Source organism: Psychrobacter sp. G (genome assembly GCF_000418305.1).
Taxonomy (GTDB): Bacteria; Pseudomonadota; Gammaproteobacteria; order Pseudomonadales; family Moraxellaceae; genus Psychrobacter; species Psychrobacter cryohalolentis.
Map to the genome: position 1 here is coordinate 155,131 of NC_021661.1, position 14,371 is coordinate 169,501.

General features: G+C 41.6%; 13 protein-coding genes. 5 read left to right on the plus strand and 8 right to left on the minus strand.

Features of this window, described 5'->3' with window-relative positions:
• The first annotated feature begins 13 nt into the window (after window positions 1–13).
• From PSYCG_RS00665 to PSYCG_RS00675, 3 genes are all read left to right on the plus strand, one after another.
• Window positions 14–724, plus strand: coding sequence for an HAD family hydrolase (locus tag PSYCG_RS00665; protein ID WP_011512506.1), 711 nt, complete (start codon window positions 14–16; stop codon window positions 722–724).
• A gap of 102 nt (window positions 725–826) precedes the next feature.
• Complete coding sequence (locus PSYCG_RS00670) at window positions 827–1,702, plus strand: YciK family oxidoreductase (RefSeq protein ID WP_020442511.1); 876 nt, start codon at window positions 827–829, stop codon at window positions 1,700–1,702.
• A gap of 123 nt (window positions 1,703–1,825) precedes the next feature.
• Window positions 1,826–2,092: a DksA/TraR family C4-type zinc finger protein gene (locus tag PSYCG_RS00675; protein WP_011512508.1), complete on the plus strand. Its 267-nt coding sequence runs from the start codon at window positions 1,826–1,828 to the stop codon at window positions 2,090–2,092.
• 120 nt (window positions 2,093–2,212) lie between these two features.
• Here PSYCG_RS00675 and PSYCG_RS00680 read toward each other — a convergent pair whose 3' ends face one another.
• Together PSYCG_RS00680 and ompR are read right to left on the minus strand one after the other, a co-directional pair.
• Window positions 2,213–3,400: a CobW family GTP-binding protein gene (locus PSYCG_RS00680; protein ID WP_020442512.1), complete on the minus strand. Its 1,188-nt coding sequence runs from the start codon at window positions 3,398–3,400 to the stop codon at window positions 2,213–2,215.
• A 43-nt stretch (window positions 3,401–3,443) separates the two neighbouring features.
• The gene (gene ompR, locus PSYCG_RS00685) at window positions 3,444–4,208 is read right to left on the minus strand and encodes a two-component system response regulator OmpR (RefSeq protein WP_011279439.1); all 765 of its coding nucleotides are present in this window, start codon (window positions 4,206–4,208) and stop codon (window positions 3,444–3,446) included.
• A 419-nt stretch (window positions 4,209–4,627) separates the two neighbouring features.
• On the opposite strand from ompR, the gene PSYCG_RS00690 reads away from it, so the two are divergent.
• Window positions 4,628–7,150 carry a Tex family protein gene (locus PSYCG_RS00690; RefSeq protein WP_020442513.1) on the plus strand — a complete coding sequence of 841 codons (2,523 nt, stop codon included), beginning with the start codon at window positions 4,628–4,630 and terminating at the stop codon, window positions 7,148–7,150.
• 136 nt (window positions 7,151–7,286) lie between these two features.
• Here PSYCG_RS00690 and PSYCG_RS00695 read toward each other — a convergent pair whose 3' ends face one another.
• Complete coding sequence (locus PSYCG_RS00695; RefSeq protein ID WP_020442514.1) at window positions 7,287–7,718, minus strand: hypothetical protein; 432 nt, start codon at window positions 7,716–7,718, stop codon at window positions 7,287–7,289.
• A 447-nt stretch (window positions 7,719–8,165) separates the two neighbouring features.
• Window positions 8,166–9,464: a saccharopine dehydrogenase family protein gene (locus tag PSYCG_RS00700; RefSeq protein ID WP_020442515.1), complete on the minus strand. Its 1,299-nt coding sequence runs from the start codon at window positions 9,462–9,464 to the stop codon at window positions 8,166–8,168.
• A gap of 459 nt (window positions 9,465–9,923) precedes the next feature.
• Between PSYCG_RS00700 and PSYCG_RS13160 the strand changes: the two genes are divergently transcribed.
• Window positions 9,924–10,079 (plus strand): DUF1328 domain-containing protein, encoded by a 156-nt coding sequence (locus tag PSYCG_RS13160; protein WP_011512513.1) that lies wholly within the window; start codon window positions 9,924–9,926, stop codon window positions 10,077–10,079.
• A gap of 146 nt (window positions 10,080–10,225) precedes the next feature.
• Here PSYCG_RS13160 and PSYCG_RS00710 read toward each other — a convergent pair whose 3' ends face one another.
• The 4 genes from PSYCG_RS00710 to PSYCG_RS00725 form a co-directional block, all read right to left on the minus strand.
• Window positions 10,226–10,519 (minus strand): 4a-hydroxytetrahydrobiopterin dehydratase, encoded by a 294-nt coding sequence (locus tag PSYCG_RS00710; protein ID WP_020442516.1) that lies wholly within the window; start codon window positions 10,517–10,519, stop codon window positions 10,226–10,228.
• A 304-nt stretch (window positions 10,520–10,823) separates the two neighbouring features.
• Complete coding sequence (locus PSYCG_RS00715) at window positions 10,824–11,117, minus strand: GNAT family N-acetyltransferase (RefSeq protein WP_020442517.1); 294 nt, start codon at window positions 11,115–11,117, stop codon at window positions 10,824–10,826.
• 182 nt (window positions 11,118–11,299) lie between these two features.
• Window positions 11,300–12,646 (minus strand): fatty acid desaturase family protein, encoded by a 1,347-nt coding sequence (locus PSYCG_RS00720; RefSeq protein WP_020442518.1) that lies wholly within the window; start codon window positions 12,644–12,646, stop codon window positions 11,300–11,302.
• A gap of 129 nt (window positions 12,647–12,775) precedes the next feature.
• On the minus strand, window positions 12,776–14,098 hold the full coding sequence (locus PSYCG_RS00725) for a flavin reductase family protein (protein ID WP_020442519.1): 1,323 nt from the start codon (window positions 14,096–14,098) through the stop codon (window positions 12,776–12,778).
• Window positions 14,099–14,371: the final 273 nt, after the last annotated feature.

The following is a 14,371-nucleotide window of genomic DNA, read 5'->3' on the forward strand; positions in this document are numbered from 1 at the left end:
AAGAGCCTTCGTAATGAGCCAATTTGTAAAAGCGGTCTTATTTGACCTAGATGGGACATTGATAGATACTGCTGCCGATTTTGTACGTATTATTGGCAAAATGAGCCAAGAAAACGGCTGGCAAGCGCCGTCTGAGACAGAGATTCGTGAGCAAGTATCGGCAGGTGCTTCAGCGATGGTGCAGCTTATGCTACGTCATAATGAGCAAACAGACTTTAGCGAAGAGACGTTACTTGAGTTTCGTCAGCAGTTTTTAGACGATTATGAAGCGGATATTTGTGTGGATAGTCATGTTTTTGACACGCTTGAGGACGTCTTAAGTGCCCTTGAAGAAAAAGGTGTACCGTGGGGTATAGTGACCAATAAACCGCGCTATTTGTCAGAGTTGTTATTAGAAAAAATGCAGCTAGATACGCGCTGTGCGGTTTTGGTTTGTCCTGATGATGTGTCACGCCCTAAACCTGATCCAGAGCCTATGTATGCGGCGCTAGAGAAGCTTGGTATCCCTCGCGGCGCTGCTGCAAGTGTGATTTATGTTGGCGATCATATCCGTGATATCGAAGCTGGTAATGCCGCTGGTATGCCCACGATTCTGGCCGCTTATGGTTATATTCCGCCTGAAGATCAAAACAACCTGAAGAAATGGGGCGCAGATTATATTACGGAAACCCCTGAGCAGTTGAGTAAGTTACTGCTTTCTTCTGGTAAATTCGACTATTTATAACTCAAATGAGCCACAAGATCAGCGTGTTATCAGGCAAAATTTAACAACATAGCATAATGGTTAACCATCCCATTTATTAAACGATAAGTAGTGAGTAACGCCATGAGTGACAATATCAACCCATTAGCGAATCAGTCGGCAAACCATTCAGCCGACAATATAGCCAATAATATTGCAAGCCATCAGACTGAATTGCAATCGTCTGCAACCGAATTAACCCACGGGGATATTCGTGACTTTGTACCCTCTGAAAACTGCTTAGATGGCAAGACCATTTTAGTCACAGGCGCAGGTGATGGCATTGGTCGGGTCGCTGCATTGACCTATGCACGCTATGGCGCAACGGTGCTGCTATTAGGACGCACCAGTAGCAAGCTTGAATATGTTTATGATGAAATCGAGAGCTTTGGTGGTAAGCAGCCTGCTATGTTACCAATGAATCTAGAAGGGGCTACCTATGCAGAAATGCAAAAGCTAGAAAATTTGATTCATAGAGAAGTTGGTCAGCTTGATGGGATATTGCATAATGCTGGGATGCTTGGTCCATTGACACCACTTGAGATGTACGATGTAGATATGTTTGCTCAAGTCATGAAGATTAACTTCACAGCGACCTTTATGCTTACCCAAGCGCTACTGCCGTTACTCAAAGATGCACCGCATGGTTCTATCGTATTTACCTCTAGCAGCGTTGGTACGCATCCTCGCGCATTTTGGGGTGCCTACGCGCTGTCTAAGCAAGCGGTAGAAGGAATGAGCGATATCTTTACCCAAGAGACGCAAAACACTACCAATCTGCGTTTTAATTGTATCAATCCGGGTGGTACTCGCACCAATATGCGCGCCCACGCTTATCCAGGTGAAAATCCGATGAGTCTGAAAACTCCTGAAGATATTATGGCAGGCTATGTATGCTTGATGAGTGATGAGAGTATCGGGGTACGTGGACAAGTGGTTGAGTTACAACCCAAGGATTGAGCGACAATTTGTCTGCGCAGGTAGATTGAAATTGCTGATATTTAACCCCATCTATTTGTTATCAAAGACCTTTATGCTTGATTAAAAATACGCATAATGAATAAAAATAAATAGGATAATACTATGGCAGGTGGTTGGTCAAGAGATGGTGCTGAGCATGAGCAAATGGATGCGACCGTTAACGATGCGCTAGAGCGCGCACGCCGTGCATTACCGACAGGTAAAAGCGCAGAGTTTTGTGATGAATGTGGTAAGGCGATTCCAGAAGCTCGCCGTATCGCAGTACCGGGTGTGCAGCATTGTGTTGGCTGTCAATCTGAGCTTGAGCAAGAAGCAAAAGCTGCGGAATTGTTTAATCGCCGTGGCAGTAAAGACAGTCAGTTACGCTAATAAAACCAATGCTGCTCAATAAAAAAGCCCCTACTATCAAAATAGTGAGGGCTTTTTTATTGGTTCTATTTTTATCAACAATCTTTCTATCACTACAATAGATGGCTATGCAATCATTAGCTATAGTATCAACGCCATGAGTTCATGGTCATAGGCTTCCCAATCTAGCTTAACCTCTATCGCATCTTCTTGCCCAGTACTTGTTTGCAAAATAATTTCTAGTCGGCTGTCGGCTTGTACGCTCAATGTCTTTGTGGACAAGCTATCAGGCGTAAAATTGATTTGTAGCCAGCCATTAGACGTATGCAATACGCCTTTGATGCGTTGCCAGTTTGGTAGCGTTAGCAGCCAATCCTGTAACTTATCAGCATTTAATATATAGTCCGCTGGTAATCGCCAACCTGCAACTACGATATCTTGCTGTATTTCATGATAACGATAGGGCAGCTCGATGTCTTTGTCTGCCTGAATATTATTATCGTTTGTGGAAGGGTCGAATAATGACTTATTCGATAATGAATGACTCAGCGGCTGCAAGCTAATCACAGATTTTTTATGCTGAGCCATATTAACTGTCCGCTGTTGTGAGATAGTCTGGCTAGGCTTGATCAGCTGCGTGCTTAAAACTGCTGAATAGTCATTTGATGTGCTTATATCGTTAATTGTGGTCTGATCATCAGATTCTGCCCAAATAATAGTGATTTGCGCATTTAACTCTGCTATCCAATCTTGTAATGCTTGCTTATCGTCAGTACTTAATTGGGCATAGCGATTAACGACCAAGACATCGGCATCACGAATATGCGCTTGGAACCCTTCGTGAGCACGATATTTTTCTCGTTGCCACTGCAGAGCGTTAAGTACAGTTATGACCGCTTGCATCTTTAGAGCCGTCTGCCAATGCGGCGCGCTCAGCTGCCGTATAAGCTCACGTGGATGAGCAAGCCCTGTTGGCTCAATAAGCAGGCGTTGCGGATGATGGTCACTCAGTAGGCGACTAATAGCTATTTGTAGAGGTAACTGGCTGGTACAGCAAATACAGCCGCCGCTAACTTCACGAATGGCGATATTATTTTGAGCGGAATTGCTATCTTGTGAGCTTGAAACCAAGGATGCATCGATACCAATCCGACCAAACTCGTTAATCAATAATGCCCAACGCTCATCAGTGGATTTATCGGCAATCAATTGATTAATAAGTGTGGTTTTGCCAGAACCCAAAAACCCTGTCACCAAAGTGCAGGGTATATTTTGATGAATAATAGAGGATTTCAATGTTGCGCCCGTTGTATTAATAGGATTACCCATTAATAGTATGATATATCAACGGACACAAGCAATACTTAGAAATTTAAAGTGATTCGCTCTTAGCTGCTTCGACTTCTGCTTCATCAGGTACGAATACATAGCCTACGCCCCAGACAGTCTGGATATAACGTGCTTGTGAAGGATTGTCTTCAATTAAGCGGCGCAGACGTGATACTTGAACGTCAATTGAACGCTCCATCGCACCCCATTCACGACCACGGGCAAGGTTCATCAGCTTATCACGGGTCAATGGCTCACGTGGATGCTGAACCAATGCCTTTAGTACCGAGAATTCACCCGTCGTTAAGGTGACAACATTGCCGTCGCGTTTGAGCGTACGTGTCGATAAATCAAGTGTCCATGGACCAAATTCTACTACTTCAAGCTGATGACTTGGTGCCCCTGGTAGCTCACGATTTTGACGACGGAGTACTGCTTTGATACGTGCTAATAGCTCTTTTGGATTAAATGGCTTTGGTAGATAGTCATCCGCACCCGCTTCTAGACCTGCGATACGATCAGCGTCGCCACCTTTAGCCGTGAGCATAATAATAGGGATGTCGCCATTATCTTCGCGCAGACGCTTACAAATACTGATACCGTCTTCGCCTGGTAGCATCAAATCAAGTACCACTAATGAAAAAAGCTCACGCTGCAGCAGCTTATCCATTTGACTGCCATCGTGGGCAGTACGGACAACAAACCCATCGTCTTCTAGAAAGCGCTGTAACAAAGAGCGCAATCGTGCATCGTCATCAACGACTAGAATACGCTGAGTTAAGGTATCGGGGCTGTTATTTTCAGACATACAGGCATCCTCTTATAAAAATTATTATTAGCAAAAATTATTGTTAAAACGCACCAGTCAGTATATTTACTCTCGATAAAAACAGTGTGAATACCACTTTTACTATTTATTAGTGCAACTATTTGAGCATCATTCCATCGATTGGCAAAAAAAATATAAAAATGAGAACTATTGTTCAGTACGTTGGTACACAGCAATATTTGTGCTGATGAGACTTTAGTGTATAAGATTGCAGTCATAATTGCATCACTGATAAAGGCAAATGCTGTAGGTGTTTGTTTAATAAAGCGTCAAGAGTGTGCTCATTAAACGATTTTTGCGATAAATAACACGATAAATAACGAAAAGATAAAAAGGATTTCTATTCATGCAGCTTTTGCTATAATGCAAAACTACATTTCTCAACGATTGATACGTCTATGAGTAGCACTGATACCTTAACGCCATCTCAAACCTCGACAAATGCACAGGTTTTGGATGCAACCACACACGCGAATATTCACGACAAGCTTGCTCGCGCGCTTGGCATTAAGACTGCTCAAGTCAATGCGTTTGTCAAACTGTACGATGAAGGCGCGACCGTTCCGTTTATTGCCCGTTACCGCAAAGAAAAGACGCAGAATCTCGACGATGCGCAATTGCGCGCGCTAGAGAAGTCTCTCAATTATGAACGTGATATGGCAACCCGTCGCCTTAAAATTATTGAATTACTGAGCACACAAGGCAATTTGACTGACGAGCTGCAGACACGTATTGATAATGCAACCTCAAAACTTGAGCTTGAAGACATCTACTTGCCATATCGTCCGCGCCGCCGTTCACCAGCTGCCAAAGCACGTGCTGCTGGTCTTGATATTGCTGCACAAGCAGTGTTAACGCAAAACGTGACGCCAACCGATGCATTAGCAGACTATCAAGTACAATCAAGCATTACTGATGAAAGCGGTAATGAGATTGAAGTTGATTTTAGTGATATCGAGAAGCAACTTGCTGGTGTACAAGCCATTATCGTAGATGAATGGACGCAAGCATTAGACTTGTTAGATCATTTACGCAGCAGTTTTTCCAAAACAGCCAGCATCGTATCGAGCGTTGCCAGTGAAGAAAAGCGTGAAGTCGGTGAAAAATTCAAAGATTACTTTGAGCATAGCGAAAGCCTTGCACGTTTGCCAAATCATCGCTTATTAGCGATGCTACGTGGTCGTCAAGAAAACGTCTTGGGTCTAAAAATCGAAGGCGAAAATGCGCCTTTTATTGAAAAAATTATTAAGCATTTTGAGATTGATGCTAAAGCGCCAACTGAGCGTCAAGCTTTTTTGACAGAAGCGGCGAGCAGCTTATGGAAAGACAAATGGCGTCCACATATCGAGCATCGTTTATTGACTGAAAAGCGTCTGACTGCAGAAGCGGCTGCGATTGATGTTTTTGCCAATAATTTACAGCATTTATTGATGTCAGCACCTGCTGGTCGCAAAGTTATTTTGGGTGTTGATCCCGGTATCCGTCATGGCGTAAAAATGGCGATTGTTGATGCTCAAGGTCATGTGATGTTAGATGGCGAAGACAAGCCTGTTATCGCAACGGTTTATCCATTTGCGCCTGATAATAAAATGACTGAAGCCAAAGTGGTTATCGATGAGTTATTAAGTACTTATAATGTGGATCTAGTGGCTATCGGTAATGGTACGGCAAGCCGCGAAACCGATGCGATGATTAAAGAAATTTTGGCAGCAAATGATGCGCTAAAAGCCAAAGCAGTCATCGTGAATGAATCTGGCGCGTCAGTCTATTCTGCCAGTGAGCTTGCTACTGATGAGCTTGGTAATTTAGATGTCTCTGTACGTGGGGCAGTATCTATTGCTCGTCGTCTACAAGACCCATTGTCAGAGCTGGTCAAGGTAGATCCAAAAGCCATTGGTGTTGGTCAATATCAACATGATGTTAACCAAGCTCAGTTGGCAGATAGTCTTGATAAAGTCACACAAGACAGCGTTAACGCCGTTGGTGTTGATGTGAATACGGCAAGCCCCGCTATCTTGGCGCACATTGCTGGCTTAAATAAAAATGTTGCGCAGCAAATCGTTACCTATCGCAAAGAGCATGGCGCTTTTGATAGCCGCGAGTCATTGAAAAATGTGCCGCGCTTAGGTGCTAAGACCTTTGAGCAAGCCGCAGGCTTCTTACGCATACATGATGGTAGCAATCCACTTGATGCAACTGGTGTACATCCAGAAAGCTATGCGCTGGTCGACAGCTTACTTGCCCAAACAGGAAAAGCATTGCCAGAAGTTATCGGTAACGATGGTGTATTAAACAGTATCGATACCACAGCGCTAGCTGCTAATGATGAAAATGTTAGCGTAAAAGCGATTTTAGATGAGCTTGCTAAGCCTGCTCGTGACCCACGTCCTGAGTTTAAGACGGCTAACTTCCGTGAAGATGTGAACAGCATTAAAGATTTGAGCGAAGGCATGACATTAGAAGGGGTTGTTACCAACGTGACTGCCTTTGGTTGCTTCATTGATGTTGGCGTGCATCAGGATGGCCTGGTTCATATCTCGCAAATGGCCAATGACTTTGTCGCAGACCCGATGAACCGCGTCAAGCCCGGTGATATCGTCTCGGTCCGTGTCATCTCTATTGACGAAAAACGCGGTCGTATTGGTTTTAGTATGAAACCTGAAGCTGAAAAACCTGCACGTCCAGCAGCGAAACCTGCGACGGCAAATGTTACTAATAATGATGAGAATACCAGTCGTCCGCGCAGCAATCGTCCAGCTGGCGATAAGCGTCCGTCTAAGCCTAAGCGCCAACCTAGTAGCAGCAATAATAGCGACAGTCGCAGCAAGGCGCCTCGTGCAGAAAAAGCAGAAGCGCCTAGCAAAATGGGTACTTTCGGCGCGCTATTGCAAGAAGCAGGTGTGACTAAAGTTAAGAAATAAGATGTCTTATTCTAAATAGAAACAAAAAAGGCAGCCTAATGGCTGCCTTTTTTATTAAATCAAATATATCAATGGTGCTTTTTAATCACTATATTTATTTCAAGAATCGCCTTAGTATAATTACTTAGGTATTTACTTATAGCTCATCTTCTTCTGAAACTTCTGCTAAGTCTTCTTCTGCATCTAGCGCTACATCTTCAGAGATAATCTCAGTTGTTTGTAATTCCGAATTTTGTAAAGCTTCTGCTGGCGCTTTTATTTCGGTAGTCATCGATTGTTGACCGTTTGGCGCTTTTATCTCAGTAGTCATTGGCTGTTGACCAATATTGCTATTGACGCGTGCGCGCGAAATCGTTTGAGTTTCGCTAATCGCAAACGGCGTCATTTTGCTTGTTTTAGAAGTATTTGCATCAGTCTCATTGCCTGTGCTTTCAACTTTGGCTTCAACAGCAATCTCAGCAGTGGCGATCGTCTTTTTAGCGGCTTTAGTATCAGCTGGAGCTGCCATTGCCGGAACAGTAAGTGCCGCGCCAATCAGTAATGATAAAGCTAGAGTATGGTTTTTCATTTATTTAATCCTCAATTTATATTTTTATAATGTCAGCTAAAATGGTCGTAGAGATAACTTTGATTAAATGCGGTCTGATACGATACTTATCTATGTAGAATACAGAATTTATATATTTAAAATAACTAATATATAATCTATAGAAAAAATAAAATCATGATAATCAATAGGAGACTATCATGATTGATTCGTATAAAAATTCTGGTCAGTGCATAACGTTATCTATAAACGTAAAAGACGTCGTAAACACTAGGCGTAATAATAACAATTTAAATACTAATCATTCAGTGGTACATCCATGAAAAATCTAACAGACTCCTACTAATAAGTGATGTCGTGCAATTATTGTAGTGTTATTGTGAGATAAAAACCGCACCTTGTGACCAAAATGCGGTTATTTTAATACTACTGATTGATATTCTAGAAACTGCTTTTTAAGACATAGGTTTAGCTATCAATCACATCAAAGCTCAGACCAGCGTGTTTCTCTAAACGAGCAAGTAGCTTGTCGCCCATTGCTGAAGCAGGTGTCCAAAAACCACCCTTCACTTCTTCTTTGCTGATATCTTGCGCTAGACATAATGCCGCTTGCGACAACATACGTGAAGTGCTGCCATAGCCTGGATCTTTATCACCCGTTACTTTGGTAGTAATACTGTCTTTGTTAGCTGTTTGTCCAAAGAGACGAATATCAAAATAGCCGTTTTCTTGCTCTTCTTTAGAAGGTCCTGAACCTGATTTAGGCAACACGTGCTTGGATAATAACTCGCGGCTTGGCGTAATCATCATGGCAGTGGCAAAGCCGAGCAAGCCTGCACTCAAGGCATAACTCGTAAGCTTACCTTTGATACCATCTTTCATCCACATTGCTTCATCATATTTAAATTCGTGTCCATATTCATAACCAAGCAACTGATTACTGCGATGCACAATGCGCGTATTAATACTTGCCATCACAAAAGGTGCAAGCCAGCGCTTATGTTCGCTATCGTATTCTGGTTTACTGACATTGCTTTGACGTACGTTTGGCGCATCTTTATCATCGTTCAGCAAATAAGGATTTGCCACTTGCTTACGACGAGATTTATCTTGTCCAACTTCCTCAAAGATGGTTGCCATTGAGGCAATCGTGCCGCCTGATAGTCCGCCTTTCGCGGCTTTCACGCGCATATGAATAACATCACAAGCACTGTCAAACTTCGCTTCTGCTTGCTTTTGCGTAAAGTAAACGCCTAAATCTGATGGGATAGAATCAAAGCCACACGAGTTGACGATACGGGCGCCGCTTTGTTTTGCCGCCTCTTGATACTTATCCATCATATCTTTGATAAATATTGCCTCACCAGTGAGATCAACATAATCTGTGCCATTATCAACACACGATTTGATAAGCGGTTCGCCGTATTTAAGATAAGGTCCAACGGTTGAGATAATGACTTGTGTTTGCTCGGTCATTGCATCAAGGCTTGCCGCATCATCGCTATTGGCAATGATAATATCTACTTTGCTTACCAGTTTAGATTGCAACTCGTTGAGCTTCTCTTGATCACGACCTGCTATCGCCCAATTAATTTCAGAGCCGCTCTTATCTTTGTTAGCAGACAAAAACTCTGCCAGATAATGGGCAGTGATTTGCCCAACAAAGCTGGTTGCCCCATATAAAACCACCGCATAAGCTCGTTTTTCACTATTAATTTTTTTGTTATCACCTGATGAGTTGGTACTCTTTGCTATATCCGTATTCATCGTTATCTTCCTTGTTAGTGTGCTTTGTCAAATGATTGTTATAAGAAAATGATCGTTAAGTTCAATTGAGCTTAAAAAAGCATCATAAATAACATTTATAAAATCGAGCGTAAGATCTTTGAATAATTTTCTCATATACTTAGTAGTACTTAAGTGCTTATTTACCGTTTCCACACATAAGTACTGAAAATATCTTTAAATGGTAAGATTTGCTACAAAGTTTACATAACCTATCGACATTATTACCAAAATGAACCTTTTAGATTGAAAATCATTGCTACTCTATATTCCTAAGCACTATCTACAGCATTATCTATATTTTTAAACACTAATAGCTGTAAAAAAATAAAAAGCAAAATATCGGATGACTGAGGTTGGTAATGTAAGAGTTAGTTGGTTAGCAATTACTATAGCAACCTTATTATTTGACTTTTCAATTACTATTTTAGGAGAATTATTATGTTTCGTTGGGCTATTATTTTCGCCGTCATCGCATTGTTAGCAAGTTTCTTAGGATTTGGTGGTGTTGCTGGATTGTCTGCAAACTTCGCCTATATCTTGTTAGCATTAGCAGTCATTCTATTCATCGTGGCATTCGTTAGCCGCCGTATGTAATAGGAAAAGTATACTCGTCCTATAAAGACATTAGCCAGTTAGAAAACTGGCTAGTAAAAAAGACCTCAGATACTATCTGAGGTCTTTTTTATGGCTAGAACATAACTATCTGCTAAGTGATAAGTAGTAAGCACACAGCTTGATATTTATAAGCGTTTGGGCTGGACGATATGTTCCATGCGTTTTGCTAAACGAACATCATGGCTGGTGATGCCGCCAGTATCGCCAGTAGTCAGGCGAACTTCTACCAAGTTATAGGTATTACTCCATTCAGGATGATGTTCTAAGGCCTCAGCATGAAAAGCCGCTTGATTCATGAAGCTCATAGCTTCAACAAAATCGCCAAAGTGGTAAGTTTTTACGATCGCATTACCTTCGCGCTGCCAGCCTGGTAATTCTTCTAGCTGCAAATCGACTTGTTGATTAGATAAACTACTCATGGTGATATCCTTTATTATTATGGTGGATAGAAAAATCATTATTAACGATAAAATAGTGTGGCAACTACTGTAATTTTTATTTGCCTTCACGAATGTAATAAACGCTTATAAAAAGTCATAGGACAAAAAACCCACCTGTCACTGACATTTTATTATATATTTGGTTAAAAAAATATAATAGAAGTATCAAGAAGATAAGAGGGCAATGACGTTATTAGTGAGAGTATATAGCGCTAGTATAACGGTTAATAGAGCAAACTATCGTAGCTATTTATCGTTAAACATACTTATTCAATAGTTTGAACTATAGTAGATCCTTGTAGTCAGGATTTTTATCAATATACGAAGCAACAAACGAGCACTGCGGTACTACTTTCTTATTGTTTTCACGAGCATAGTCCAATGCATGTTTTACTAATGCCGAGCCAACTCCTCGACCACCTAACTCCTGTGGGACGATAGTATGATCATATACCAGCTTATCCTCACGCTCTTTGTAACTAATATAACCTGTCTGCCCATCGATCGAAGTCTCAAAGCGTCTTGCTGCCTCATTATGGACGATATTCATATCTGATTTTGTACCGACGTTACTCATAAAAACTCCCTATTTTCAAATATTATAATTATTTCTACTCTTGTTATTGTGCAGATTTCTAGTTTACATCTCTAGGCTGTTAGCGTAAGAGCAGATAGGGCAAATGTTAATATTTTTAACAGGCTTCTATTCTAAAAGCTCTTTTCAAGATTAAAGACTATGCCAGTCTCATTAATAAAAAATCAGGCATAAAACATAGCTTGGCGCACGACCTGAGGGAGAAACCTTCTAAAACCACGTAATGTCTCAGTAGCTTTGTTAGAGGCATGGTTATTACTGCTATTGTTGGTAATGCTTCTATCATTATTTGATATCGATTGTGTGTAAGCGCGCCATTCATCGCTATTTGGTTTACTAAAATGGCGAATGCGTCCAATTACTTGCTTAAATTGATGACTAAAGTGCCCAGTATTATAGGCTAAATCGTATTTATCGCAGATGGCTTGTACGTTTGGTGCAATCTGCGCATAGTGCCTAGCAGGCATATCCGGAAAGATATGGTGCTCAATCTGATGCGATAAATTACCAGTCAGAATATGAAACCATTTATTACCCTGAATATTACTAGAACCGAGAATTTGGCGTACGTACCAATCACCTTTGCTCTCATTGGCATCAAGCTGGGTATAAATATGCGCCTGCTCAGTAAAGTGACCACAAAATATCACCGCCCATGTCCATAGATTACGGGCGATATTGGCAGTGATATTACCGCTTAGGGTCGTCATTGCACTACTATGACCTAATGTCAGACCTGCCACCGCAGGAAAAGCAATATAATCTTTACCCATTTGCCGGGCGATTTTACTGAATAGGGCACGAGCTTTTGGCTGCATTATTCCTGCCAGCTGCGGCTTATCTGCGTATTCGTCAACACTGATTTGGATATCATGGAAAGCGACTGCCCATTCAAAGCCTAATGCCAATATCATCGTCTTAAATAAGTTATAACGATCGCTTGGCGTCCAAGGCTGCTCATCAGTCACACGAATCAAGTGATAGCCGACGTCATGGTCGCGACCGACGATATTGGTAAAAGTATGATGCAAGTAGTTATGCGAATGCTGCCATAGGGGCGCAGGGCAAACGATATCCCAATCGAACTTTTGGCTGTTAAGGTGAGGGTGCTGCATCCAATCATACTGACCATGCATGACGTTATGACCAAGCTCCATATTGTTTAAAATTTTACTAAAACTCAGTAAGGATGTGCCAAGTAGCCAAACGCTAAGTTTGCTACGTTTTGATGATAATTGCCCAGAAAATGCCAGTAATGCCCGTGAAATGACCTCGCTATATACCACCGTTCCATAAACACGCTGAATATAGCGCGCATCATCGCTGCCTAGTGAGTCCATCACGCTTTGATACAGAGTATTCAATTCATTAGCGAGCGCTTCGGTTTGCACTTTTGGTAACGGCGTACCCGTTAACGTTGGATATCGCGTGGTTTTGAATGGTGCATCGACTAACGAAGTTATAGTAGAGACTGCAGATTTAGCTTTAAATATAGGGGGTAACAAGCGCATAGATAGTCCTTATCCGAAGGTGCATCAATAAATCGTAAGCACAACGTTCGGTTTAATCATCGGTGTCAGTTTTAATAAACATTACAAATAAATGTTTATGCAAGGCTGTCTTATCCTTGATAATATTTTTTAAATATCCAATATGACATCAGTCATTGGTACATTAATGCAGGTTTGAATAGACTCATAGCCATCATTACTTATCTTACCGGTTTGAATGTTTTTTACTCTACCGCTGATTTTATTACAGCGACACAGCTGACAGATACCTTGTCTGCAGCCGTGGCTCATTCGAATACCAGCGCTCTCAGCACCTAATAGTAATGTCGTACTACTGTTATATTGTCGTTGCCGTCCACGTAAATAAATTGTTTTTACGTCGCTAGTAATCACTTCTTCGTCTGCTTTATCTATAGCAGGCAAGATATGATTGAAGTTCTCTATGGCACTAAAGCTCTCTATCGTAATGTTGTCACGCAGCTGCTTGTTATCTGGCAAATTAATCTCATCGCAAGCGCGGTACAAACCCGCTAACAACGCCGGCGAACCACAGGCAAATATCTGTGTATCCATCAGCGGTAATTTTAATGCTGTTAAAGTTTCTACGCTCAAATGTCGTGAGCCGGCAAGATAAGTATTGGGGTCTTCTGTATTAATAAGATGATAAATGAATGTTGGATACTTAGTAGCTAACTGCTGCCATTGATCTTGCAATGGGGATTTATAGAAGTTTGTACGATTGTAATGTAGCAGCGTTACTGGATGCCCATTTTGCAGCGCCTGCGTAATCAAACCTAGCATTGGCGTAATACCACTGCCGCTAGCGATAAACAATAGTGGCAGTGGTGTAGAGGTAAGGGATAAGGGTTCGCTTATTTGACTTGCTTGCTGTGCTAACACTGTATGAGCTAGAGTAAATTCGCCACTGGGTAAACTGCTATTAAATATAGCACCCAGTGCTGCACGTTTACTTAGATAATCTGATACTAGACCTTGCGGCTTAACAGCAATAGTCATCGTAGAGACAATAGCTTGCGGTTGTGACTTTTCATCAAGGCGATCTCTATCAGAACCGTTTTTATCAAGGCTATTATTAAGGTTGTCTTGATTTCGATTAGAATTTTTATCGCTGTCCTCATGCCACCATAATGGCTGCTGCGCTAGACCAACCAATGAATAGGGGCGTTGATGATAAATACCATCAATCAGTATGCTTAAATTAATATGCTGACCGCCATGCCAGCCATCGTGTGAGCTATTACCTGAACTAAAAGCTTGCTGCTTAAAGGCGCGGTTAGGCTCAAATTGTAGCGCTATCAAGTCATCACTGAGTGTACGGCGTGCTATAAGACGCAATTTAGGCACAGTTAATGACCAAAAGGGGTGCAGCCGTGTACTGATGAAATCAATAAACACACGTTGGATCAGTTCAGGGCGATAGCCAGTCGTCATGGAGTACCTTTTCTATTGAGCCGTTTTTACAAAGCTATTTTATTAAGATTAGCTAATATAATATCGTCTATTGATTAATTTTGCGAAATGTTTAATGCTGTTTTTTGTGGTTTTTATAAAACGGCCATGGATCAGAAAGATACACCAGTAAGCTGAATGATAATTTTAATAGAAGTATTTTATATAAAATGCGCTCAGCTTTATGTCAAAAGGTATGAAACAAGCGGTAAAACAGCCAGTTAGCTTGCAGGGGTTGCGCCACAATGCGATAAT